This is a genomic window from Streptomyces dengpaensis, from assembly GCF_002946835.1.
GTDB classification, from domain to species: domain Bacteria; phylum Actinomycetota; class Actinomycetes; order Streptomycetales; family Streptomycetaceae; genus Streptomyces; species Streptomyces dengpaensis.
The window spans coordinates 3,327,713-3,348,574 of the sequence record NZ_CP026652.1 but is presented as its reverse complement, the minus strand read 5'-3'; the positions used below and the strand labels follow the sequence as shown (position 1 = coordinate 3,348,574).

The window sequence follows — 20,862 nt, the reverse complement described above, 5'->3', positions numbered from 1 at the left end:
GCCGAAGCACAAGCCGAACCGACACCCAGGGGGAAGCGGCATGGGCTACTGGGGGTACTACGTCGTGGGCAGAAGTGAGCGGCCGCTCGCGGAGCTGGAGGCGCTGGCGGGCGCGCGGGGCATGGTGCCCCGGACCATGGCGCCCGACGGCTGGCAGGTCTGGGAGTACGCGAGCGGCGACGGCGACATCGGGAACATGAACACGCTCGCCCAGGAGACCGGCGCGCCCGCGCTCTTCGGGTACGTCATGGACAGCGACTGCGTGGCCGTCGAAGCGGCCGCGCCCCGCAGCGGCACGTGGACGACGTGTCTGGCGCGGGACGCGATGGCCGGGTACGTCGGCGGCGAGGACGGACTCGGCGTCGACGACTACTTCCTGGAACCGGCCGACGCCGCCGACCGGGCCGTCGCCTGGGCCGCCGAGGCCGGGCACACCGTCAGCGCCGAGCCGCTCCTCGACGTACTGGCCGCGGATCCCGACCCTGTGGCCGAAAACCTCTTCTTCCGGTTCCTCGACCGGCTCGGTGTGGTGCCGCTGTGACACTCCTGGTCCGTCGCACGCAGTAAGGGAAGGTGCGGGCTCCGTTAGAAACACGCAGCCTGTCGACGGAGTTCGAGGAGTTCGAGGAGGCGTGATGAGCCTGGTGGAACTGATCGCACAGGCCGACGAGCGCGGTCTGGCAGCAAGCGGTCTGGCTTGTTTGGATCGGTGCGTGCCTCTGCTGGGCGGTGACGACGAGATCCTGCGGCCCCTGTGGACGAGCCTGGCGGACGGGAACGCGTGGGGCGAACGCCTGGAGCAGGCACGCGTCGAGCTGGACACGGACGACCCCGAGCCGCCCGTGACCGACGAGGACGAGGCCGCCGTACTCGCCCGCCGGATGCTCGCCGCAGTCCCCGCCGAGCCCTCCGCCGCCGACATGCGCGGCTGGGCCGACGCCTGCTCGGTGGCGGCCCTCCAGATACACCGGCTCCTCGACCACGCCGACGACGGCGAGTCCTGTCTGACGGCCCGTCGCGAGGGCCGTACGGACGGCATGTCGCCGCTGGTCGCCGCCGAACTGCGCCGCCAGGTCGCCATCCTGGAACTCCTCGCCGACCGTGGCGCGGGCGGGCTGCGGCCGGCCCTGGAGGTGTCGACGGAGGGCCGGCGCGTGCTGCGGGCGGTGGTGTCGCGCAGGGCGCGGGGGAGGGCGTGAACACGCCGCGGGGGAGAGTCGGACAGGGCCGGGCGCAAACCTGATTCCCTGAGTGGTTCCTGTGACCGTCCTGGGGTGGAGATGGGGGTCGTGAGCCGGTGTCGCGAACACGGCTCGGGCGCGTGACGAATCCCGCCCCCCACACGCTCTACGGAGTGTGAACGCAACTCAAGCAACCAGGCCCGTAGCTGCGACGAAGCCCGTGCGCTGGGCCGGTGACGCCGTCGTGGCGATGCGCGAGGGCGCCCGGCTGCGCCTCGACTACTCGGCGCAGAGCCTGTGGCGCGTCGACCGGCTGATCGAGGAGATACGCCGGGAGGGGGCGCCGTACGCCGCCGTCGAGGCCGTGCTGCGCGGATTCGGCGCGTACGCCGGTGAGGTCATCGCCCGCCAAACCGGCGCCGAGTGGTGGGAGACGGGCGGCGACCACTGGCTGCGTACCCCGGACGGACGGCTGTGGGACCCGATCGACGAGGCACGCCGCTGCTACGCGGGTGACGGTTCCCTGCGGTTGCTGTGCCGGGAAGCCACACGGTAGTGAACGCGCAACGGCCGAGACCTCATGCAGTGGTAAGAGGTCTCGGCCGTGTGGTGGCCCACCCGCCGCGGCGGTCCCGGGGGGAGTCGGAGCGGCGCGGCGGGAGGACCGGGGGGCGCGAATGTTTTCCGGCCGTGGCCGGAAAACATCCACACTCCCCCAGCGCACGGGGCGCCGTGTCCGTCACACCTACGGGGTGAGCAGCTGCCCCAGGCGCGCCCTCGTCGCCGTACCGAGCTGGGACTTGCTGAGGATCGCCGTCTGGGTCAGGCCCAGGCCCGTGCTGTTGCTGGGTACGTACAGCAGGATGCCGTCGCCGGCGTCCTCGCCCTCGGTGCCCAGGGTCAGGTCGGTGCGCCCGTACCCGGTCAGGTCGGTGAGGGAGACGGCCGAGCCGAGTTTGTCGTCGGTCTCCGTGCTGCCGGGGACGCCGGAGGTGTCCTGCGAGACGGCGATCGCGCCGGAGCCGGTGAGGCCGGCTGAGGTGCCCTTGAGGAGGATCGCGGTGCCGGGGTTGGAGCGGTTGACCGCGTCCCGGGTGATGTCCTCGTTCGGGGCACCCGCGAGGACGTCCGCGTAACCGTCGAGGTTGTAGTCGCCGACGGAGACGGAGGATCCCAGCGCGTCGCCGGACTCGTTGGCACCCGGAACGCCCGAGGTGTCCTGCTGGATCGTCGCCATGCCGGTGGTGGTGAAGCCGGTGGAGGTGCCGGGGACCATCGTGACCTGGCCGCCGGAGACCGCGCCGGACTCGGAGGTGTACGGCTGGCCGATGACGAGGTCGTCGTAGCCGTTGCCGTTGACGTCGCCCGCGGCGATGGAGCGGCCGCCCTTCACGCTGAGCGTGGACACCTTGGTCAGGCCCGAGGCGCCGCCCTTGAACCAGGTGACCCGGCCGATGCCGCCCGCATCACGGTAGTTGAGCGCCACGTCCGCGTAGCCGTCCCGGTTGAAGTCGCCGGTGGTGGCGTCGGGGTACGCGATCGCGCTCGTCGAGGTGGTGAGGGTGCCGGTCTGGGTGGCGCCGTCGGTCAGGCGCGCGTTCCAGTGGCCGCCCTTGCCGGTGCCGGCGGCGAAGACGTCCGCCTTGCCGTCGGCGTTGAAGTCGCCGGCCGTGACGGCCGAGCCGAGCTTGGCGCCGGTCGACGTGACGCCCGAAGTGGCGTACGAGAAACCGGAGTTGAGGGCAGGGCCGTACAGGACGGTGACCGAGCCGCGGTCGGCGTGGCCGCTGGTGTCGTCCTCGCCGGGAGCGCCGACCGCGAGGTCCGCGTTGCCGTCGCCGTTGATGTCGCCCCACGCGGTGGCGGCGCCCCAGTTGTCGCCCGCCTCGGAGTCGCCGGGGACGCCCGGGCTGCTCTGGGTGAGCGTCCTCTTCGACGCCGGGACCGGGCCGTTGAGGCCGCCCGGCACGAGGGTGACGCTGCCGACGCCGCCCGATGCCCCGGGCGTACCGGCGACGAGGTCGCTGATGCCGTCGCGGTTGACGTCGGCGGTCGGGATCGCGGAGTTCTTGCCGGCGCTCGCCGCGTACCGGCGGATCTCGGCGAGCTTGCCGTAGAGGTTCTGGCCCGGGCAGGCGGTCGCGAAGGCGTCGCGGTGACCGGAGACAGTGGAGAGCGTGGCCTGCTCGCCTGCCTTCCACACGCCCGTGTCGGCGGCGGCGGTCAGCGTGACCTTGCCGGTCGGGTTGCCCCCGTACTGGCCGAGCTTCCAGGCCGCGACGCGCGCCACGGACTCCAAGGTCGCCCTGGTCGGCTTGCCCGCGGGCTTCGGCGGGGTGGCGTTCGGGTTGCCCTCGAAGTCGCCGAGGACGGCGATGCCCGCCGAGTCGGCGTTGAAGCCGAACGTGTGCGCGCCGCGCACCGGCAGGTCGATGCCGCCCGCGCGGCCCTCGAAGACCTGGCCGCACTTGTCGACCAGGAAGTTGTAGCCGAGGTCGTTCCACCCCTCGACCTGGATGTGGTACGCCATGATGCCGCGCACCAGCTGTGCCGACTCCGCGCAGCTGTAGTTGTTCGTACCGGCCGTGTGGTGGACGAAGACCGCGCTGACCTTGTCGATGTACTCCGCCGGATCGTCGACCGTCGACTCGTCGGCGCCCCACTGGGCGCGGGAGATGACGGGCGGCTGGCGGACGGTGGAGGGCGGGGCGGTGGGGACCGTCGGGCTCGGGGACGGGCTCGTGCTCTCGGTCGGGGACGGGCTGGTGCTCTCGCTGGGGGACGCCGAGGCCGACGGGGAGTCGGTGACCGCGGGCGTCTCGGTGGGAGTGTCGGTGGGCGTGTCGGTGGGCGAGGGCTCGGCGGTCGGGACCGGGGACTCCGACGGCGAGGCCGAACCGGGGTCGGAGGGCGATGCGCTCGGGTCCTCGGCGACGAAGGCGGCGGCGTCCATGTCGGAGCCGGTGCCGGTGTTGGTGCCCGTGCCCGCTCCGCCTTCGCCGGAAGTGTCGAGCGCCTTGTTCTTGGCCTCGGCGGCCGTCACGCCCGGGTCGACAAGGTTGACTTCAAGGCCCTTGGGCAATCCGGTGCTCCCGGATCCGTCGGCAGCGACGACGCGAGCCTCGACGCCGTCGGACGGCCCGACCCAGAGCGGCTCGGAACCGCCATGGGCGTCCTGGGCACCGGGCTCGGCCCGGTCGACGGGATGGGCCTCGTCGACGTCCAGGTTCTGCCACCCGGACCACTCCCCGGTCTCGACGCTGCGGGTACGTACCTGGGCGGTCCCCTTGAGCCGCTTGGCGTCCTCCGTCCAGGAGACCCCGAGAAGGGAGAAGGCCTCGGTGCCGGTCTTCGCGAGCTCCAGCTTGCCCGTTCCGGTGGCCTTCATCGCAAGGTCATGAACCTTCACGGGCCGCTTGCTGCGGGCGACATCAGCGGCCTGGTCGGAACCGGGGTCGGCGATGGCGTACGTCACCGCCCCCGCACCCCGAGTACGACCGCCCCGATGGTCAACCACGTTCTCCGCTTCAGACTCAGCGGCTTGTACGCATGGGTCGTCCTGCGACTCAAATGCCCCACCCCTAGAGAACTTTCACAAATAACCCATCCCTCTCGGGGATGGCCTCCTGTACAGCGCAGCGGAAATGCCAAACATCACGGCGCTGGATGTGCCGTACGTCACGGACCGGACCCCGTCAGCTGCCGTGGGGTCCGGTCGCCGAGACGTCCGACGGCGCCGGCGAGGGCAACTCGCCCTGGCGGGTGGCCCGTCCGAACGTCCCGAAGGGGGGCTGTCAGGAAGATCGTGTAAGCCCGGTGTGACCGGTCTGGCGTGAGACGTGGTCTCTGCCGGGAAGGATCATGATGGGCGGCAAGGATGAGCGGTCCCGGGACGGCAGCAAGATCGCACGTACGGGGGCCGAGTTGGCGCGATTGTGGCAACAGGCCGGTCTGCGGCGCCCCGCCCCGATGTGCGCGATGTGCGAGCGCGACATGTGTGCGCCACCTGAGCAACATCGCGGTGAACGCGGTGCCGGTGTTCCTGGTAGCCAACGCGACGGCGACCAACCTCAGCGAGAAGAAGCAGAGCCTGCACGACCGGCTGGTCGGCAGCAGGGTGGTCATGCGGCGTCGCTGACGGCGGTGTTCGGGCGCCCGTGCCCGACTTGTTCCCTCGGGTGCCACGGGCACTGATCCCGGTACCGGGCCGTTCCGGATCAACTGAGGCCCGTGCGAAGGCGGTGTCAGTGCTCCGTGGGAGAGTCGAGCCCGAACCGCGGAGTCGAGGGAGGGGCACATGGGCGTGTTGCCTGAGATTGTCGGGCGTGATGAATTCGCCGCGCTGATCATCAGGACCGACTACGGCGACGAGTCGGCGTGGCAGGCGGTCGTCGCGGAGCTTACTCGGCCGTGGGGAGATGGCGGCGAATACGAGGCTCAAGTGCACCTCGTCGATGATCGGGTCTGGGGCGGTGTCACGTCCGATGAGGTCCTTGACGCGGTGCGACGGGACGAGGAGCTGAGCGTGGTGTTCCTCGCAGACCGGGTCACGATGCAGTCCGCCCATCGTGCGCTGCTCGCCCTTACCCCCTCCGATGAGGACGAGGATCTCGACCCGATGTACTACCAGGAGCTCATCGACTCCCCGCCGCCTCGTGAGTTCCGTACCGTTCCGGTTGGCGTCCACGAGATACACGGGAATCTGTTGATCGGGAACATGGATTTTGAGGAGTTCGCCGAGGTGGCCTTCGCCGATCCCGAGGGCGTCTTCCGCTCCTTCTGAGCCAACTGCCCGCGCCTTCCTGTGCCCCGTCCTTCGCCTCCGGCATGCCCGCATCGCCGGATTGAAGAAACGTCCTAGTCCGCGGTGACACCCCCAGTAGCCGATCTCTGTGGGCTGCCCGTCGTGGTACAGCACCGTGCAGTTCCCGCAGGCGCGTCCGGGGTAGGGGAGCCCTAACTCCCAAATGGCGGGCTTCCCTTGGCGATTGACGATGTGAGTGTCCACGAGGAGGGTGTTCGGGTGATCGGCTGGAGCGATTCGGTGCCCGGTGTCTGGTTCGACGCCGACCCGGAGCTGGAAGCGACCGAGGAAGGCCTGCGTTTCCTCACCGTCCTGCGGGAGAGGGCGGAGGCCGGTGCGTGGCCCTGCGATCCGGACGACACGTACGCATCCTTCGCCGTCTTCGAGAACCGCACCGAGCTCCTGGTCACGCTGGACCTGTGGGACCCCGTCTCCGCGTCGGACGCGCACATCGTCACGGTCGGCGCGTTCTTCACGGGCTTGCGTCTCATCGGCGGGGAGTTCCACGACCAGCTGTACACGCTGGAGTGCCCCCCCGAGACCTTGATCGAACAGTCGGGGTCGCCCGAATTTCTCGCGGAACGCGCCGCGGACTGGTTCACGGCCATGCTCGCCCTGCCCGTCCTGCGGAAGGACTTCATCGTCGACGGCCGCGTCGTGAACCGCCAGTGGGTCCTGGCCCGGACCGGCAGGCAGTTGGCCTCCGAGTTCCGGGTGGAGCCGGGTGACCCTGTCGGTCGTACGGTTCAGGTTCGGGGCGAGGTCGGCGGCACGTAGCGTTGGCCGTGGGCCGCCCTCGGAGGGAGAGAGATGCCCAACCGTCCCGGCCGGCGCGGGGACGCAGGCCTGGCCCTGGCCCTGGTCGTACTGTCGGTGCACAGCAGTTGGCCTCGGGCCCCAAGCGGTCGCGCCTGCGGTGTGCTGTCGTCGCGGGGCCGGTGTCAGTGGTGGCAGGTAGTTTGCCGGGCGTGAGTATGTGGATCTACTTTCAGGGACTCGAGTCCTCCGGGCTGCCCGCGGACGCGGCGGGTTGTGAGGCCCTGCTCGATGTGGAGTTCGACGAGCTGCGCCGGCGTGTCCGGGCAGGTGACGCGGTATGGCTGGAGAGCGGCTTCTTCCAGCTGAACGAGCTTTACTGGCCCCCGTCGGAGCCGGGTGGGGACCGGGAGCTCCCCGTCTTCGGTGGCCGGCACATACAGGATCCCGGCGGCGGCCCGGGCTATGTGGTGCTCGACCCACCGGAGGTAACACGCACGGCGGCGTACCTGGAGCGGGTGTCGTTCCTGGACCGGTGGCAGGAGCGGCGGCAACTGTCCTCGTCCGCGTTGGATGAGGAGCTGCGGGAGCGCCTGGCTCAGTACCACGAGGACCTACGGGCCTTCTACGGCAGGTCGGCGGAGCGGGGCTGGGCGGTGGTCAAGCACTTCTCGTTCTGACCGCCCGGGATTCCCATCCCAGGGGCTCGACCCCAACTTCACTCGTCGTAATACTCGCACTCGTCGCCCTGGACGCGCGCCCCCAGTCTCCCGGCGATTTCCCGCATCTTCTTGAGCAGGATCTCGTCCGGGTTCTTCACCACGATCCGCCCGTCCCGCCAGTCCAACCAGGCACCGTGCGTGTCTCGTTGTGGGTGGCTGACCAGCTCTGCCAGCCACTCGTGCCGGTACTCCAGCACCGCGTCCCGACCGCGCGGAGAAACCCGGGCCACCTGGACCATCTCCAGTTCGGAGTGGGCGGCGACCACCGCCGCCCACTCCTGCGTGGTGATCAGCTCGCCGCCTTCCTCCCACCACGGCGTACGCCGGGTGATGTGCACGTCATAGCCCATGCCCGGCCTTGACGGCGGTGACGAACGACGACCAGGCTCCGGCCTCGAAGATGAGCGCGGGGCCCTGGGGGGCCTTGCTGTCGCGGACCGGGACGATGGTGGGGTGGAAGCTGTCGGCGACCTCGACGCAGTTGCCGCCGTCCGAGTTGCTGTAGCTGCTCTTGCGCCATGTCGTGGTGCTCAGGTCGATGGCTCGCATGGCCCTTCCTCCAACATCCGCAGGATGAACTTCCGCGACTCGGCCGGGGACAACGCCAGGTCGCGCACCGCATCATAGGTGCGCTGGAAACGCTCAACCCTGCTTGATTCTTCGAGGAGTTCACCGCGTACGTCGTGCTCGGCGTATGCCACGGTGCGGCCGTCCAGCAGTCGCAGGAACATCACGTCGGTGCTGTCCAGGCCGTGCAGACCGGTGCCGAACGGCAGTACGTGAAGGGTGATGTTCTGGCGCTCCGAGTCCTTCCCCAGGTTCTGTAACTGCTCCTGCCACTCCCGTGGATCGCGTAGGGCGTTCCGCAGCACCGTTTCGGAGAGGATGACGCGGAATGGGGGAGCGTCCACTCCTTCCAGAACCTTGCGCCGTCCGACGCGCGCTTCGACCTGCTGGTCCAGCTCCTGCCCCCTGAGTCCACCAGCGGCGAGCGCCTCGCGTGCGTAGGCGGCCGTCTGGAGCAGCCCCGGCGGCCTGCACACGGAGTACTGCCACAGACTCACCGCCTCGGCCTCCAGCGTCATGTACCGCCGGTACTGCTCGCGGAACTGCGTCGGATCGCTGACCGCCAACTCCCACAGCGCCAACAGCAGCCCCGGCGTCCCGTAGTACGTGTCCAGCGCCTGTACGACCTCCGGGCCGCCCAGCGTCTGCCCGCTCTCCAATTTGCCGAACTGGGACGGGTCCCACCCCACCACCTTCGCGAGTTCCCGCAGGCTCACACCCCGCGCGGTACGTAGTAACCGCAGCTCCTCCGCGAACCGCCGGCGCGGTTCCTGGCTGCGTCCCGTGATCACGCGTCTCGGCGGCATCGCGCTCCTTCGTGAAGGCCGTAAAGACCCTGAAGCGTGGAAGGTGTGGAATTAGGGTCGCGTGGCGGAGAACGTTGGCCCGCTCGCCGTGTTCGCGCTCGACTCCGGGGTCATTCTCGTAATGCCCAGAACACGCAGAGTAATCCAATTCGTGCCGTACGAGCAGGGGTTCGGCGGGCGGAGACGGAGAAGGAGACGGAGGCGGAGCGCATGAGCAGTACGCGGCACCGGACCGCGACGGCGGCCGAGATCATCAGGGAAGCCGAGGATGCGCGCGATGCCCTCGCCTCCGCCCTCGACCGCGCGGGCCTGCGCCTGCCCTCCCTGAGGCTGGACGCGAACGGTTACGCCAACGCGAGCCCCCGCCCGCCGCCAAGAATCCGGGGGCCGCCCTCGTGCGCCACCGGACGTTCGCCAGGAACGGTTTGCCGGTCGTCCCGGCTCCGGTGGTCGCCCAGGCGTGGCGGGGTGGGGCGACCCGGGCTCACCTGGCCCGGGCGCTCAGGGAATGCGCGGTGGTGTGCTGCTACACCGAGACCGAGTGGCGGCGCGTCGGTGAGCTGATCGGCCGGGCGGACTTGCGCGGTAAGAAGCGGCCCGATCCCGTCGACGGACTGGTTGCTCTCACCGCGCTTCAGATCGGCGCGGCGATGGTCGCCACCCCCGACCCGGGTGACATCCAGGCATACCTGGACCAACTGGCCGGGGCCGAGCCGGTGATCACCGTGCGCGTGTGAGCTGCCGCCGTCTCCGGTCTGCGGCCGTGAACGTGCTGGTGAGCGCTGTGTCGGCCGTGTCGGCCGGACCGTGGTCATCCGTACCGGGGTGTCCGGCGGCTGGCCCTTGGTTCGAAGAACCTGTTTGCCCCACTTCTTCCGGGCGCTCGCCGTCGCGTCGGCTGCTGCTGTATAACCGGGCCGCCATCGAGCTGCCCGTCCCTGCCGAAGGGTTATTGCGTGCCGTCCGGAATACGTCTTTGTTTGAATGACCGCCGTCCGAGTGGGCGCCGCGCCGTCGTCGTCGTGTTGGTCGCGGCCGCCGTGGCCGTGTCCGGATGTTCCCCGCAGGGCGGCAAGCGGAAGCCGGGCGGGCGACACAGATCTTCACAGACGACGCAGGCCCAACCCGATCCGGCGGGTACGTCGCGCCCCACGGCCAAGCCCGCCCCCAAGCCGAAGAACGCCGCGCAGTTCGTCGCCATGGCCCGGCGGGCCATGGGCGCCGAGAAGGGGTGGACGTTCGCCCTGCGCGGCAGCGAGTCCGCCGTCATGCGGGGACAGGCGCCGTCCACCGCCACGTACGACGCGACCGTGCACCGCACCACCGCCCCCGAGGCGCTCCAGCAGACCGGCACGATCACCACCAGCAAGGGAGAGCGCAAGTCCGAGGCGGTGTACGTCGTCGGCGGCACGGGTTACGTCAAGGAGGGCGCCGAGGGGTGGAAGAAGGGTCCGCTGTCCGATCCCGGCATCGCCAATGACATCGAGGATCCCGTGGCCGAGCTGGACGCGTTCGCGGCGTACGCCAAGAGTGCGAAGGTGAGTCGTACGGGGGCCGCCGGCGATGGCGTGCGGCTTCAAGTCACCGCGTCCGGCTGGCAGTTGTCGGCCGCCCGTGACCGTCCGGCGCTGAAGCGGGCGCTGCGGGAGGTGGAGCCCACGCTGGCTCAGTTGCGCGAGGCCGGGGTGACGGCGACCGACCGTCAGATCACGCTCAAGAGCTTCACCGAGAGGTGGGACCTGGACGCGGCGCACGGGTATCGACTCACGTCGCACCGCTATGTGTTGACGTTGCTCGTCCCGTTCCAGGGCGGCGACATCACGGTGAGCCAGGAGGTGCGGGCCGACAACCGTGGCGTGTTCACCGGGAGCGTGGCCTTGCCGCCGGGTGTGAAGTGACGTCTGCCGACCGTGACTTCACTCCGCGACGTACGACGGCCCCAAAGGTCGTATGCCGGCTGTGACTTTCCTGTGTGGCAAGCGACATCCCTGTGACGCGTGATGTTTCTGACCCTGCTTCCGCTGAGTGAAGCGGGGGAAGCGGTTCCGCATGCTCCGTGATCCGGGCGGGGTGGCTACGCGCGCAGTCGGCTGCCGCTGGACCACTCCGAGCGCAGCCGCACGGGCGGGGCGGAGCACTGTCGCGTGATGGCCGAACAGGAGAGTGGGAATGCGCATTTACTACTGTTCTCGGTGTAAACGCCGTCTCAACGGCGTCTTTTCCTGTCCGGGGTGCGGTAGTAGTGCCGGGGGAGATCCTGACCGGCAGGAGGTCGCCGACCGCGCTCCGGCCGTACCCGAGTTTCTCGGGATACCTCAGGCTCCTGAGACTGCGGACCCGACACCGCCTGACCACGCGCCTGACCATGAGAGGGAGGCAGCGGAGGCCGATGGTCCTGGGCCGACGTCCGGTCCCGGGCCATCACCGGTATCCAGCGGCGCGACCGAGGGATTACAGGCCGTCTGGCAGCGCAGACGCCGGGAGGTGCTGGTTTTCGGCGCCGGGGTGGTGGTGAGTGGGCTGGTCGGCGCCCTGTCCTCCGGGTTTCTCACCGCTCCGGATGCCCCGACTCCCAACGCGGTCGGCGTAGTTGACGGAAGCTCCACCCCTCCCGTGCCCTCGTCGACCGGTCCAGCCATCGCTACTGTCCTCCCGAGCAAGGAGGAGGCTCGGCACAGCGCCAAGCCCTCTTCGGCCGGCGCCTCCCCAACGAGCCGCGGCACATCCTCGCCCAGCCCCACGGCAGCCAAGGACACCACTCAGGTGCCGTCGCCGCGTCCGAAAGTGCCCGCACCCCAGGCCTCGAAGGGCGCCAGCACCATCACCGGGTCCGGCGGCAAGTGCCTTGCCGCCGGACCCGTCACCCTTTACGGCGGCACCGCGTTGCAGCTCTACGACTGCGACGGCAGCGCGAGCCAGAACTGGTCGGTCGCATCGGACGGGTCCTTGCGGAGCCGGGGGGAGTGCATGGACGTCAGAGACGCCGGCACCGTGAACGGTTCCCAGGTGCAGCTCTTCAGCTGCAACACCACCCCCGCCCAGCACTGGACCTACACCTCCCGTCGGGAGCTGGTGAACCCCCAGTCAGGCCGGTGCCTGGACGCCGATCGCCTCGAGATCTGGGACTGCACGGGAGGCACCGACCAGAAGTGGACTCTGCCTTCCCCTTGATCAGCGTTTACGGGCGGCTCTGACAAAGGGGCCGGCTGAAGCGCTCAGCCGCGGCGCCCGAACGCCGGGGGACCGGGGCGCGGTGGTCGGCCGCGTTGGGCGCATCCGTCCGGCGCGGGCGCGCGAGGCGGCCCGATCGCCCGTGAGAGGTGCGCGAGGGACACGTGAGAGGTGCGCGAGGGACACGCGAGCGGTGCGCGGGGGACAATGGAGGCGTGGCCACCGCGCACGGGGCGGTCCGGGCGCGCCACGGCACGTACAGCACGCACGCCACGCACGGCACCGCCGCCCCCGTACCGCCTCCCGTCGGTGGGATGCTGTGGCACCTCACCGGGGAGGTCAGGGCCGTGCTGGCCCTTCCCGCCGCGCTGACCCTGCAGGTCGCACACCCCGCGGTGGGCGCCGGCGTGGATGATCACTCCGTCTTCCGCACGGACCCGTGGGGACGTGCGCAACGCTCCGTGGCATCCACCCAGCTGTGGGTGTACGGCGGTGAGGCCGCGCTCGAAGAGGGCCGCCGCCTGCGACGGCTCCACCGGCACATCCACGGCACCGACGCCCTCGGCCGCCTGTACCACGCGCTCGACCCCGCCACCTACGGCTGGGTCCACGCCACCGGCTTCCCTGCCTACCGGTACGCCCAGCGCGTGATGGGCACCCGCCCGTTCACCGAGGCCGAGGAGCGGCAGCTGTACGCGGAGTGGCTGTGCGTCGGCCGGGTGCTGGGGATCGCCGACCGCGACATGCCACAGACGTTGGAGGAGTTCTGGCCGTACTACCGCGGCGTGCTGCGCGAGGAACTGGAAGCGACGGCGGTGGTACGGGAGCTGGTCGCGACGGACGTGGACGTACCGCTCCCGCCCGGCAGGGCCGCCCGGCTCCTGCGCCCCGCCTGGCCGCTGCTCGTGCCGCCCCTGCTGCGGGCGCGCCGGTTCCTGACGATCGGCCTGATGCCGCCGGACGCGCGCGAGGCGATCGGGCTGGAGTGGACCGCGCGACAGGAGCGTTCGCTGCGGCGGTTCGGGCGGGTCGTACGGGTGGCGGTGCCGCTGCTTCCGGAGCGGCTGCGGTACCTGCCGTACGCCCGGAGGGCCCGCCGCGCGGCCCGCCGCGTCAACGACGCAAGGCGGGAAGCGCGCCGCCCCTGACAGCCATGACGAACCATGACCACCTTTCCGGGGCGATTGGCCGCCGAGCAGCAGGGACTCGGCGGCCCGGGTGAGGTGGCGACGACCGTCCCGTTACGCCGACTTGACCGCGTCCGCCAGCTTGGTCATCTGCGTGTCGAAGAGGTCCTTCGGCAGCTCCGTCTTCTCCGGGGACAGCAGGTGGATCGTGAAGAAGACCGCGAGGGTGTTGCCCTCGCGCACCGCGGTCAGGTGCATCGGCACCTGCTGGCCCTGCGCCTCCCCGGTCATCACCCAGGACACCGCCTCCTCGCCGCCCTCGAGCGGCTGCTCGGCGGTCACCGATGTGTAGGTGATCGTGGCGCCGCCGTTGTTCCCCGTGGTCGTGAAGCCGTCGGCGCAGGCGTCGAGCGCCTCGCGGATGCCGGCGACGGTCTGCTGGGCGCCTTCGCCCTCGTACGAGAAGAGGCTGGTGGTCACCGACAAGCCGGGCTCGGCGCTCTCGGAGGTGAAGGACCGGCTGGCCCAGGCGTTCGCTTCGGGGGTACGGGTGGTCCCGGTCGCGGTCATGTCGGCGAGGGCGCGGCACGCGGCCTTGTCGGCCTTGGGGCGCGTCGCCGGGACGTCGTTGTCCTTGGCCTGGTAGCCGGTCGCCTCCGTCGCGGTGGCGAGCGCCTGCCGCAGCTCGGCCTCCGAGAGGACCGCGCCCGCGGCGGCCTTCTGGTCGGGCTGCCGGCCCGCCGTCTGCTCGGAGCCGGGGCTCTTGGCGCCGGGCTTCTCGGAGCCGGAGCCGGAGTCCGAACAGCCGGTCAGCAGGGCAGCGGCCGTGGCGACGGCGACCGCGGTGGTTCGGATGCGCATGGGACGTCCTGTCGGTGGTGGTGGTGCGGATGATGCGGGCAGGGGTGAGTGCGCCGGTCCGACCCGGCACGTTCAACCCAGCGCATCGTGCCGCCGAAACATCACGCCCCACAGAGATCACAGACGCGGGGCCATGACAGGCTCGGGGGTGGCATTCGCCCCGAATATCCTTACGGTCGCGACCGTGTTCGGCGCTCATGTATAACCGGCCCGCTTCGTAGGACGAAACAGGGAGACCGGAAATGAGAGCCCACTTCGGACGCGTGGTGTTGGCCGGTGCCCCGCTCTGCATCGCGTTGGCCGGCTGTTCCGAGGGAAGCGGTACGGGGGAGCCGGCCGACACGGGGCGTCCGGCGGTCGGCGCGGCCCCCGAGGTGAAGAGGGAGCGGCCGCCCGCGGAGCCCAGGACGCCCGAGGAATTCCTCGAGCGTGCAAGGCGGGCGATGGCGTCCGAAGGCGGGTGGACCTTCGCGGCGAAGGGGAAGGAGGAGCTCGTGCTGCAGGGGCGGACGAGTGCCGCCTTCTATACGTCCACCGTGCGGCGGACCGGGGATCCTGAAGCCCTCCACTCGACGGGGGCCATCGTCAGTAAGGGAGTGGGCAGGTCCGAAGAGGTCTTTGTCGTCCGGGAAGTCGGCTATGTGAAGGAGGGAGGGGCGGGCAAGGTCTGGAAGAAGGGGCCCGTCTCCGACCCGGACATCGCCGACAAGGTGGAGGACCCCGTGGACGCTCTTGAGGCGTTCACGCATTACGCCAAGGCGGGTGAAGGCGCCGTTGAGGTGGTCGAGGCGGACGGCCATGTGCGGCTTCAAGTGCACACCGCCTCACGGCGGTTGGCTGAGGTCAGGGACCGGCCCGCCGTGGAGAAAGCGGTACGGGAATTGGAACCGGCCCTCGCGCAACTGCGGAAGGCCGGGATCAGGGCCGGCGAGGATCAGCTTCTGCTGGACCGTGTCGACGAAACGCTCGTCCTGGACACGAAGACCTTCCGGATCACTTCCCACCGCTTCGCGTGCAGCTTTCTGATCCCTTATCAGGGGCGGACCATCGCCTACAGCCAGGATGTGCGGGAGGAGACCCGAGGGGTGTTCGCCGGCGAAATCCGCCTTCCCGCGGGCGTGAGTTGATGGCGGGCGCCCTCCCCGGCGGCGCCGTGTTCCGCAGCCGGGCCTGGCCGCCCGCGCATTCGCATGGCATTCCATGGCATTGCGGGCGAAAGGCGCTCCCGACGCTCGGGGGAGACGAATGGTTGTACGGGGCCGCCAGCCCGTCACATGATCTTTGTCACTACAGGTGAGCGTGATGTTCGGGGTCCTCGCCCCGCTTGGTCTGGTGGACCCATGGGGACGGCGAGGGGCGGGGAGTCATGACCATGAAGGAGCGGACGTCGGCCGAGGTGTGGATGCGGCGGCACGCGGCGCAGTTCGTGCGGCAGATCACGGCGCGGCACCGCCTGCCATTGGACTACTCCGTGAACAGCCTGCGTGTGGTCGACTTCATCGTCGACGGGCTGCGGAAAGGGGAGCCCGACCGCGCCAGCGTGCAGCCCGTGCTCTTCGGGCTCGGCGCCTACGCCGGTGAGGTGCTCGTGCGGCGCGCCGGGGCCGAGTGGGTCGAATTCGATGCGGATCAACGGAAGCTGTTCGGCCAGTCCGTCGGCGTTCGGATGCCCGACGGGCGCGTGTGGAACCCGCTCGGCAAGGTCGTGAAGCGATTCGAGGCGGGCGAGCGGGAGTCCATGCGGACGCTGTATCTGCAGCTGCACGGACGTATGGCCCCGCAGGCCGTCTGTGCGCAGCGGTCCGCGTGAGGCGGCAAGGGTTCCTGGTGTGCGGTGACATTTCTGTGAGTCCCGACGCTGATGACCACGGGGGCGGCGACACGGCAGACCGTGTCGACCGGTGTTGATTTCGAGTGAACTCGGTACGAACGAGGACAGCGTTGGGTCAGGGAGGGGAATCCCGCCGCGTGCAGGCGTACGACGGGGAACTGGGCGTGGCTGTCGCGCGGGCGCAGGAGGGGGACGAGGCCGCCTTCGCGGCCGCGTACCGCATCGTGCAGCCCGGACTGCTCGGGTATCTGCGCGGGATAGTCGGCGACGACGCGGAGGACGTGGCGTCCGACGCGTGGCTGGAGATCGCGCGTGACCTGGGGCGGTTCCGCGGGGACGGAGCCGGGTTCCGCGGCTGGACCGCGACCATCGCCCGGCACCGCGCACTGGACCATCTGAGGCGGTTGAAGGTACGGCCCCGGGCGACCGTGCTCGAACAGGATGTGCTGGAGCTGCCCGGCACACACAGCACGGATGACCAGGCACTGGAGACCCTTTCCACCGAGTACGCCCTGGAGTTGGTCGCGCGGCTGCCGCGCGACCAGGCCGAGGCCGTACTGCTGCGGGTCGTGGTCGGCCTGGACGGGCCGGCGGCGGCGCGCGTCCTGGGCAAGCGTCCGGGCGCGGTGCGCACGGCCGCATACCGTGGTCTGAAGAGCCTCGCACGGCTGCTCGGTGCCGAGGGTGTGACGGATGAGGGCCCTCGAACGCTGGGGGAGTCGAGATGAACGGCAAGAAGTCGTCGGGCAGGGATGGAAGCGGACATGGGTGAACGGCACAGCGACGGCGGAGTCCCCGACCGTCGGGTCGCGCGCCCGGCGGGCGAAGAGCCCGCCGTCGAGACGCTCCTGGCCGCCGCCCTGCGTCGCCGCGCGGACGGCACCGAGGCGCAGGCGCAGGCCGTCGCCGCCTTCCGTGCCGCGCGGGACAGCGGCGCGCACACCGCGCGTACCCGACGGCGGGACGACTGGCGGCCGCGCGAGCAGCGGCGGTTGAGCCGCTCGGTGAGGGCCACGGCCGCCGTGCTGCTGGCGAGTCTGACGCTGGGCGGGGTCGCCGTCGCCGCCATAGGTGCGTCCTCGGGCGACGACAGGGACGAGCGGGACAAGACCCAGCCGTCGAACAGCGCCCAGGACCGGTCCGCGGCGTCCGACTCCGGTCGGCCGGCGGAGCCCGGCGCTTCCGATGCCACCGCCCCAGGGGCCTCCGCGGAGCCCGGCCTCCCCTCAGGGCGTCCGACGCAGGCTCAGGACATGGCGGCCCACTGCCGCGCGTACGAAGCGGTGAGCGGCCGGGGCAACGCCCTGAACGCGACGGCCTGGCAGCGGCTCGTCACCGCCGCGGGCGGCGAGGACAAGGTCGCGGCGTACTGCGCCGAGCAGTTGGCCGGGGACGCCGGATCCGCGAAGAGCAGGACGAGGACGGCGGACAGCACGCCGAGCCCGGCCCCCACGGTCGAGACGCCGGCGTCGGCGCCGGCGACCCTCATGCCGGGGAAGTCCAAGCCCAGGCCGTAGGCCGGGAATTGGGAAAGTCTCTGGCGGAAGCCGGGGGATAACAGCGGGCGCCTGAACGGCTGCCGACGCGCCCCGAAGGCTCGGAAGGTCCCCGCCGCACGCCCTCGCACACGCCCCACCTCTGCCGCTGGCAACGGCCGGGGCCGCCACCCCCCACAGGAGAGGCCCCGGCCGTCGCGCGGCACGGGCCGCGCGGCGGCCCGTACTCTCTACAGCGCCGCGACTGCGTTTTGTGTCACACCCCGCTCCGTCACGAGGTAGTTGCATCCTGTACGAACATGGACGGGGAGCGGTTTCACGCCGTAACGTGCCCTTCGCGCCGGGGCTGCGGAAGACGGACGCCCGCAACCACGAGGGACGTTCGACCGCAACCATCAATTGAGGAACCACAACGGCGAGAACCCGGTCCGCGAGAGCGGCGCCGGTTTAGGCGCAAAGAGGTGAACCCGGTCCGCGAGAGCGGCGCCGGCTTAGGCGCAAAGAGGTGAACCCGGTCCGCGAGAGCGGCGCCGGCTTAGGCGCAGAGAGGTGCGCGCGCGGTGCTGGGGGACGACGCGGAGCTGACTGCCGCGGTGCTTGCGGCGCAGGACGGGAACGAGACCGCGTTCCGGACTGTGTACCGCGCGGTGCACCCGCGGCTGCTCGGTTACGTACGGACGCTGGTCGGCGACCCGGACGCGGAGGACGTCACGTCCGAGGCCTGGCTCCAAATCGCCCGGGACCTGGAGCGGTTCAGCGGTGACGCGGACCGGTTCCGCGGGTGGGCGGCCCGGATCGCCCGCAACCGCGCCCTCGACCACATACGCATGCGCGGGCGCCGCCCCGCGATCGGCGGCGACGAGTCCGAACTGACCGGCAGGCCCGCCGAGTCCGACACCGCGGGCGAGGCCATGGAGGCCCTGGCCACCGACAGCACCCTCTCGCTCATCGCCCAGCTCCCGCAGGACCAGGCCGAGGCCGTCGTCCTGCGCGTCGTCGTCGGCCTCGATGCCAAGACCGCGGCCGAGACCCTCGGCAAGCGCCCCGGCGCGGTCCGTACGGCGGCGCACCGTGGTCTGAAGCGGCTCGCCGAACTGCTCGGCGAGGATCCGGAATCCGCCGGCGCACTCGACGCCGTACCCCCACAACGAAGGCCGCGCACACGCGCGGTGACGTCCGCCGGTGTGACGCATACGCGGTCGCGGACGCAGAAGGACATGTGATGGCCGACGAGCGCTGTGTCTTCCCGGGGGACGCCCCCCGGCCCCCCGGCCAGTGGCTGGACCGCGATGCCGCGGAGTGTTTGCTGCGCGGAGAGCCGCTGGAAGCCGTCGACGCCGACACCCAGGTCCAGGCCGACCGACTCGCCAAGACCCTCGGTGCGCTGGCCGCCGGACCCGTGTCGAGCAGCGCCGAACTCCCGGGCGAGGCCGCCGCGTTGGCCGCCTTCCGCAAGGCGCGCGACGACAGGAGCGGCGAGGCCGTACAGCTCGGCCGCCGTGGCCGCGTGCCCTCTGCCGCCCACGCCTCCGACGCCGGTCTCGTACGTCTGGGGCGCCCCGCGGGGGCGTACGGTCGCCGGGTTCGCGGGGGCATCCCCGTGCGCTTCGGGATCGCCGCGGCGCTGGCCGTCGGGATGGTCGGCGGGGCCGCCTTCGCGGCCGGAAGCGGAGTGCTGCCGACTCCGTTCAGTGACGAAAGACCGGGCCCGGCCGCCTCGGTCACGGAGGCCGGTACACCGGAGCGGCCGCTGGTCTCGCCGTCGTCGCCCGGGGTCTCGGCGGCCGGCGGCTCCCAGGCGCCGGTGCCCGACGCCACCACGGGCGGGCCGTCCGACCAGGCCTCCCCCGGCGACGAGGCGGCCGGTGGCGGCGGCACGAGCGCGCGGCCCTCCGGCGGCGCGAGCGACTGGCGGACCCGGACGCGCCGGTTCTGCCGGGCCGTCCTGAACGGCGACGACCTGTCGTCCGGCCAACGACGCGCCCTGGAGGACGCCGCGGGCGGTGCCGGCCGGGTGAAGTCGTACTGCGCCGGCTTCCTCGGGCAGGTCGGAGGCGACTCCGATGACGACGAGGGTGACGACGAGGGGGCGCAGCAGGGGGACCAAGGGAATCAGGAAGACGGGAGAGACGAGGGGAGCAAGGGGGACGGCGAAGACGGGGGCGATGACGACGACTCCCACATACGGCCGAGTGCCAACGACCCCCGCGCCAACGGCGGCGTCCTCACCCCGTCGCCTTCGCCCTCGGCCCCGGTCCTGAGCCCGCTCCTGCCGAAGAAGACACTCGCGTCGCCGGCCCCGAGTCCGACGTACAGCGCGCTGTCGTCACTCACGGCCCGCTGAGCGCACCGCCCGTCGCACCGGCTCATCACACCGGCTCATCGCACCGCAGGTAGCCCGCTGACCTGCGGTTTTGTGTTTCTTTGATCTTTCCTCGGCTCGGGAGTGACGTTTTCGGCCGCCGTGGCGCAGTAATGGGTGAGCCGACTGGTCATCGGCCGTAGCACAGAGCCGGGGTTCCCCCCGTACCCACGGCTCGGTGCACACGGCGCGGGCGGGATACGTTCCCCCGGTCCCGCCCGCGCCCCCACACTTCCTCCGCACCGGCCGTCACCAGTAGACGACGACCTTGTCGCCCGTGCGGACCTGCGCGAACAGCGCCGCGATCTTCCCCTTGTCCCGTACGTTGACGCAGCCGTGCGAGGCGCCGTAGTAGCCGCGTGCCGCGAAGTCCGAGGAGTAGTGGACCGCCTGGCCGCCGCTGAAGAACATCGCGTACGGCATGGCCGTGTCGTAAATCGTCGACACATGGTGGCGTGATTTGAAGTAGACGCTGAACACACCTTCGCGGGTCGGCGTGTACTGCGAGCCGAACCGCACGTCCATCGTCGAGACCGTCTTCCCGTCGATCATCCAGCGCAGGGTGCGGCTCGTCTTGCTGACGCACAGCACGCGGCCGTTCATGCAGCGCGGGTCCGGGGCCGCGGCCGACTGTCCGCCGTACGGGTACAGCTCCCAGTTGGCCGGCTTGTGCGTCATCCGCTTCAGCCGCTCCCAGGTGACGGTGTCCAGATCGCCGGTGCGCGGCAGCCCCCGCTTGCCCTGGAAGCCCTTGACGGCGGTCACCGTCGCGGAGTCGTACGTCCCTGTCGGCGCCGTGATCAGCCAGGCGACCTGGTGCAGCCGGGCCTGGATCTTGCGGATGTCGGTGCCCTTGTCGCCGCGGGACCAGAGGACCTTGGGGGCGGGCGGCTCCGGCGACTCGGGGCTCCGCGAGCTCGGCTGCTTGGCGTCCTCGGCCGTGGGTATCGCGGTGGGCGTGGATGTGGCGCCGGCCCCGCGGTCGGTCGGCGCGGCCGGCGTCTTCCCGTGCGCGCCCACGGCCTGCGCCGTACAGCCGCTCACCAGGGCGAGAGCCGCGAGGGCGGCCAGCGATCTCTTCATGCCTGTCGTCGTGACGCCTGTCGTCCTGCCTGCTGCACGCATCCGGACCCCCCGTTGTGCCGTTGTGTCACCTGAGATGCTCCCCGCGCGTGACC

General features: G+C 70.9%; 23 protein-coding genes and 1 pseudogene. 18 read left to right on the top strand and 6 right to left on the bottom strand.

Annotation, left to right across the window (positions count from 1 at the left end):
* Positions 1 to 40: 40 nt before the first annotated feature.
* The 3 genes from C4B68_RS15230 (at position 41) to C4B68_RS15220 (ending at position 1,737) form a co-directional block, all read left to right on the top strand.
* A complete protein-coding gene (locus tag C4B68_RS15230) occupies positions 41 to 541 on the top strand; it encodes a hypothetical protein (RefSeq protein ID WP_099505431.1) in 501 nt (166 codons plus the stop codon).
* A 94-nt stretch (positions 542 to 635) separates the two neighbouring features.
* On the top strand, positions 636 to 1,199 hold the full coding sequence (locus tag C4B68_RS15225; protein ID WP_099505432.1) for a hypothetical protein: 564 nt from the start codon (positions 636 to 638) through the stop codon (positions 1,197 to 1,199).
* Positions 1,200 to 1,356: 157 nt separating this feature from the next.
* Positions 1,357 to 1,737, top strand: a complete 381-nt coding sequence (locus C4B68_RS15220) for a hypothetical protein (protein ID WP_099505433.1) — start codon at positions 1,357 to 1,359, stop codon at positions 1,735 to 1,737.
* Between the two features lie 189 nt (positions 1,738 to 1,926).
* Here the strand turns inward: C4B68_RS15220 and C4B68_RS15215 are convergent, their stop codons facing one another.
* Positions 1,927 to 4,656: an FG-GAP-like repeat-containing protein gene (locus C4B68_RS15215; RefSeq protein WP_240634356.1), complete on the bottom strand. Its 2,730-nt coding sequence runs from the start codon at positions 4,654 to 4,656 to the stop codon at positions 1,927 to 1,929.
* A gap of 522 nt (positions 4,657 to 5,178) precedes the next feature.
* On the opposite strand from C4B68_RS15215, the gene C4B68_RS41870 reads away from it, so the two are divergent.
* The 4 genes from C4B68_RS41870 to C4B68_RS15200 all read left to right on the top strand — a co-directional run bounded on the left by C4B68_RS41870 (position 5,179) and on the right by C4B68_RS15200 (position 7,421).
* The gene (locus C4B68_RS41870) at positions 5,179 to 5,319 is read left to right on the top strand and encodes a hypothetical protein (protein ID WP_167459092.1); all 141 of its coding nucleotides are present in this window, start codon (positions 5,179 to 5,181) and stop codon (positions 5,317 to 5,319) included.
* Between the two features lie 159 nt (positions 5,320 to 5,478).
* On the top strand, positions 5,479 to 5,964 hold the full coding sequence (locus tag C4B68_RS15210) for a DUF6924 domain-containing protein (protein WP_099505434.1): 486 nt from the start codon (positions 5,479 to 5,481) through the stop codon (positions 5,962 to 5,964).
* 198 nt (positions 5,965 to 6,162) lie between these two features.
* Positions 6,163 to 6,762: a hypothetical protein gene (locus tag C4B68_RS15205; RefSeq protein ID WP_143674451.1), complete on the top strand. Its 600-nt coding sequence runs from the start codon at positions 6,163 to 6,165 to the stop codon at positions 6,760 to 6,762.
* A gap of 191 nt (positions 6,763 to 6,953) precedes the next feature.
* Positions 6,954 to 7,421, top strand: a complete 468-nt coding sequence (locus tag C4B68_RS15200) for a hypothetical protein (protein ID WP_099505436.1) — start codon at positions 6,954 to 6,956, stop codon at positions 7,419 to 7,421.
* A gap of 38 nt (positions 7,422 to 7,459) precedes the next feature.
* On the opposite strand, the gene C4B68_RS15195 is transcribed toward C4B68_RS15200, so the two are convergent.
* The 3 genes from C4B68_RS15195 to C4B68_RS15185 are packed head-to-tail and all read right to left on the bottom strand — an operon-like array spanning position 7,460 to position 8,836.
* Positions 7,460 to 7,813, bottom strand: a complete 354-nt coding sequence (locus tag C4B68_RS15195; RefSeq protein WP_143674453.1) for a hypothetical protein — start codon at positions 7,811 to 7,813, stop codon at positions 7,460 to 7,462.
* The gene (locus C4B68_RS15190; RefSeq protein WP_099505438.1) at positions 7,803 to 8,012 is read right to left on the bottom strand and encodes a DUF397 domain-containing protein; all 210 of its coding nucleotides are present in this window, start codon (positions 8,010 to 8,012) and stop codon (positions 7,803 to 7,805) included. Before C4B68_RS15190 ends, C4B68_RS15195 begins: the two co-directional genes overlap by 11 nt.
* On the bottom strand, positions 7,994 to 8,836 hold the full coding sequence (locus tag C4B68_RS15185) for a helix-turn-helix domain-containing protein (protein ID WP_099505439.1): 843 nt from the start codon (positions 8,834 to 8,836) through the stop codon (positions 7,994 to 7,996). The genes C4B68_RS15190 and C4B68_RS15185 overlap by 19 nt, the downstream gene beginning before the upstream one ends.
* A 395-nt stretch (positions 8,837 to 9,231) precedes the next feature.
* Between C4B68_RS15185 and C4B68_RS41335 the strand changes: the two genes are divergently transcribed.
* The 5 genes and pseudogenes from C4B68_RS41335 (at position 9,232) to C4B68_RS15165 (ending at position 13,155) form a co-directional block, all read left to right on the top strand.
* On the top strand, positions 9,232 to 9,573 hold the full coding sequence (locus C4B68_RS41335; protein ID WP_143674455.1) for a hypothetical protein: 342 nt from the start codon (positions 9,232 to 9,234) through the stop codon (positions 9,571 to 9,573).
* Between the two features lie 243 nt (positions 9,574 to 9,816).
* Complete coding sequence (locus C4B68_RS15175; protein WP_143674456.1) at positions 9,817 to 10,734, top strand: hypothetical protein; 918 nt, start codon at positions 9,817 to 9,819, stop codon at positions 10,732 to 10,734.
* Positions 10,735 to 11,005: 271 nt separating this feature from the next.
* A pseudogene (locus C4B68_RS44720) lies at positions 11,006 to 11,362 on the top strand (SCO2400 family protein); the annotation flags it as partial.
* Positions 11,363 to 11,620: 258 nt separating this feature from the next.
* Positions 11,621 to 12,007 (top strand): RICIN domain-containing protein, encoded by a 387-nt coding sequence (locus C4B68_RS42445; protein WP_206337079.1) that lies wholly within the window; start codon positions 11,621 to 11,623, stop codon positions 12,005 to 12,007.
* 314 nt (positions 12,008 to 12,321) lie between these two features.
* Positions 12,322 to 13,155 carry an oxygenase MpaB family protein gene (locus tag C4B68_RS15165; RefSeq protein ID WP_099505491.1) on the top strand — a complete coding sequence of 278 codons (834 nt, stop codon included), beginning with the start codon at positions 12,322 to 12,324 and terminating at the stop codon, positions 13,153 to 13,155.
* A 93-nt stretch (positions 13,156 to 13,248) separates the two neighbouring features.
* On the opposite strand, the gene C4B68_RS15160 is transcribed toward C4B68_RS15165, so the two are convergent.
* Positions 13,249 to 13,995: a hypothetical protein gene (locus tag C4B68_RS15160; RefSeq protein ID WP_099505443.1), complete on the bottom strand. Its 747-nt coding sequence runs from the start codon at positions 13,993 to 13,995 to the stop codon at positions 13,249 to 13,251.
* A gap of 242 nt (positions 13,996 to 14,237) precedes the next feature.
* Here C4B68_RS15160 and C4B68_RS15155 point away from each other — a divergent pair, with 242 nt between their 5' ends.
* The 6 genes from C4B68_RS15155 (at position 14,238) to C4B68_RS15130 (ending at position 19,666) form a co-directional block, all read left to right on the top strand.
* Positions 14,238 to 15,122 (top strand): hypothetical protein, encoded by an 885-nt coding sequence (locus C4B68_RS15155; protein WP_099505444.1) that lies wholly within the window; start codon positions 14,238 to 14,240, stop codon positions 15,120 to 15,122.
* A 245-nt stretch (positions 15,123 to 15,367) separates the two neighbouring features.
* Positions 15,368 to 15,805 (top strand): hypothetical protein, encoded by a 438-nt coding sequence (locus C4B68_RS15150; RefSeq protein ID WP_240634355.1) that lies wholly within the window; start codon positions 15,368 to 15,370, stop codon positions 15,803 to 15,805.
* Between the two features lie 131 nt (positions 15,806 to 15,936).
* On the top strand, positions 15,937 to 16,554 hold the full coding sequence (locus C4B68_RS15145) for an RNA polymerase sigma factor (protein ID WP_099505445.1): 618 nt from the start codon (positions 15,937 to 15,939) through the stop codon (positions 16,552 to 16,554).
* Positions 16,555 to 16,590: 36 nt separating this feature from the next.
* Positions 16,591 to 17,343 (top strand): hypothetical protein, encoded by a 753-nt coding sequence (locus C4B68_RS15140; protein ID WP_099505446.1) that lies wholly within the window; start codon positions 16,591 to 16,593, stop codon positions 17,341 to 17,343.
* 539 nt (positions 17,344 to 17,882) lie between these two features.
* Positions 17,883 to 18,545: an RNA polymerase sigma factor gene (locus C4B68_RS15135; protein ID WP_099505447.1), complete on the top strand. Its 663-nt coding sequence runs from the start codon at positions 17,883 to 17,885 to the stop codon at positions 18,543 to 18,545.
* Entirely contained in the window at positions 18,545 to 19,666 is a 1,122-nt protein-coding gene (locus tag C4B68_RS15130; protein WP_099505448.1) for a hypothetical protein, read from the top strand. The genes C4B68_RS15135 and C4B68_RS15130 overlap by 1 nt, the downstream gene beginning before the upstream one ends.
* 267 nt (positions 19,667 to 19,933) lie before the next feature.
* Here C4B68_RS15130 and C4B68_RS15125 read toward each other — a convergent pair whose 3' ends face one another.
* Positions 19,934 to 20,767: a L,D-transpeptidase family protein gene (locus C4B68_RS15125; protein WP_099505449.1), complete on the bottom strand. Its 834-nt coding sequence runs from the start codon at positions 20,765 to 20,767 to the stop codon at positions 19,934 to 19,936.
* Between the last annotated feature and the right edge of the window lie 95 nt (positions 20,768 to 20,862).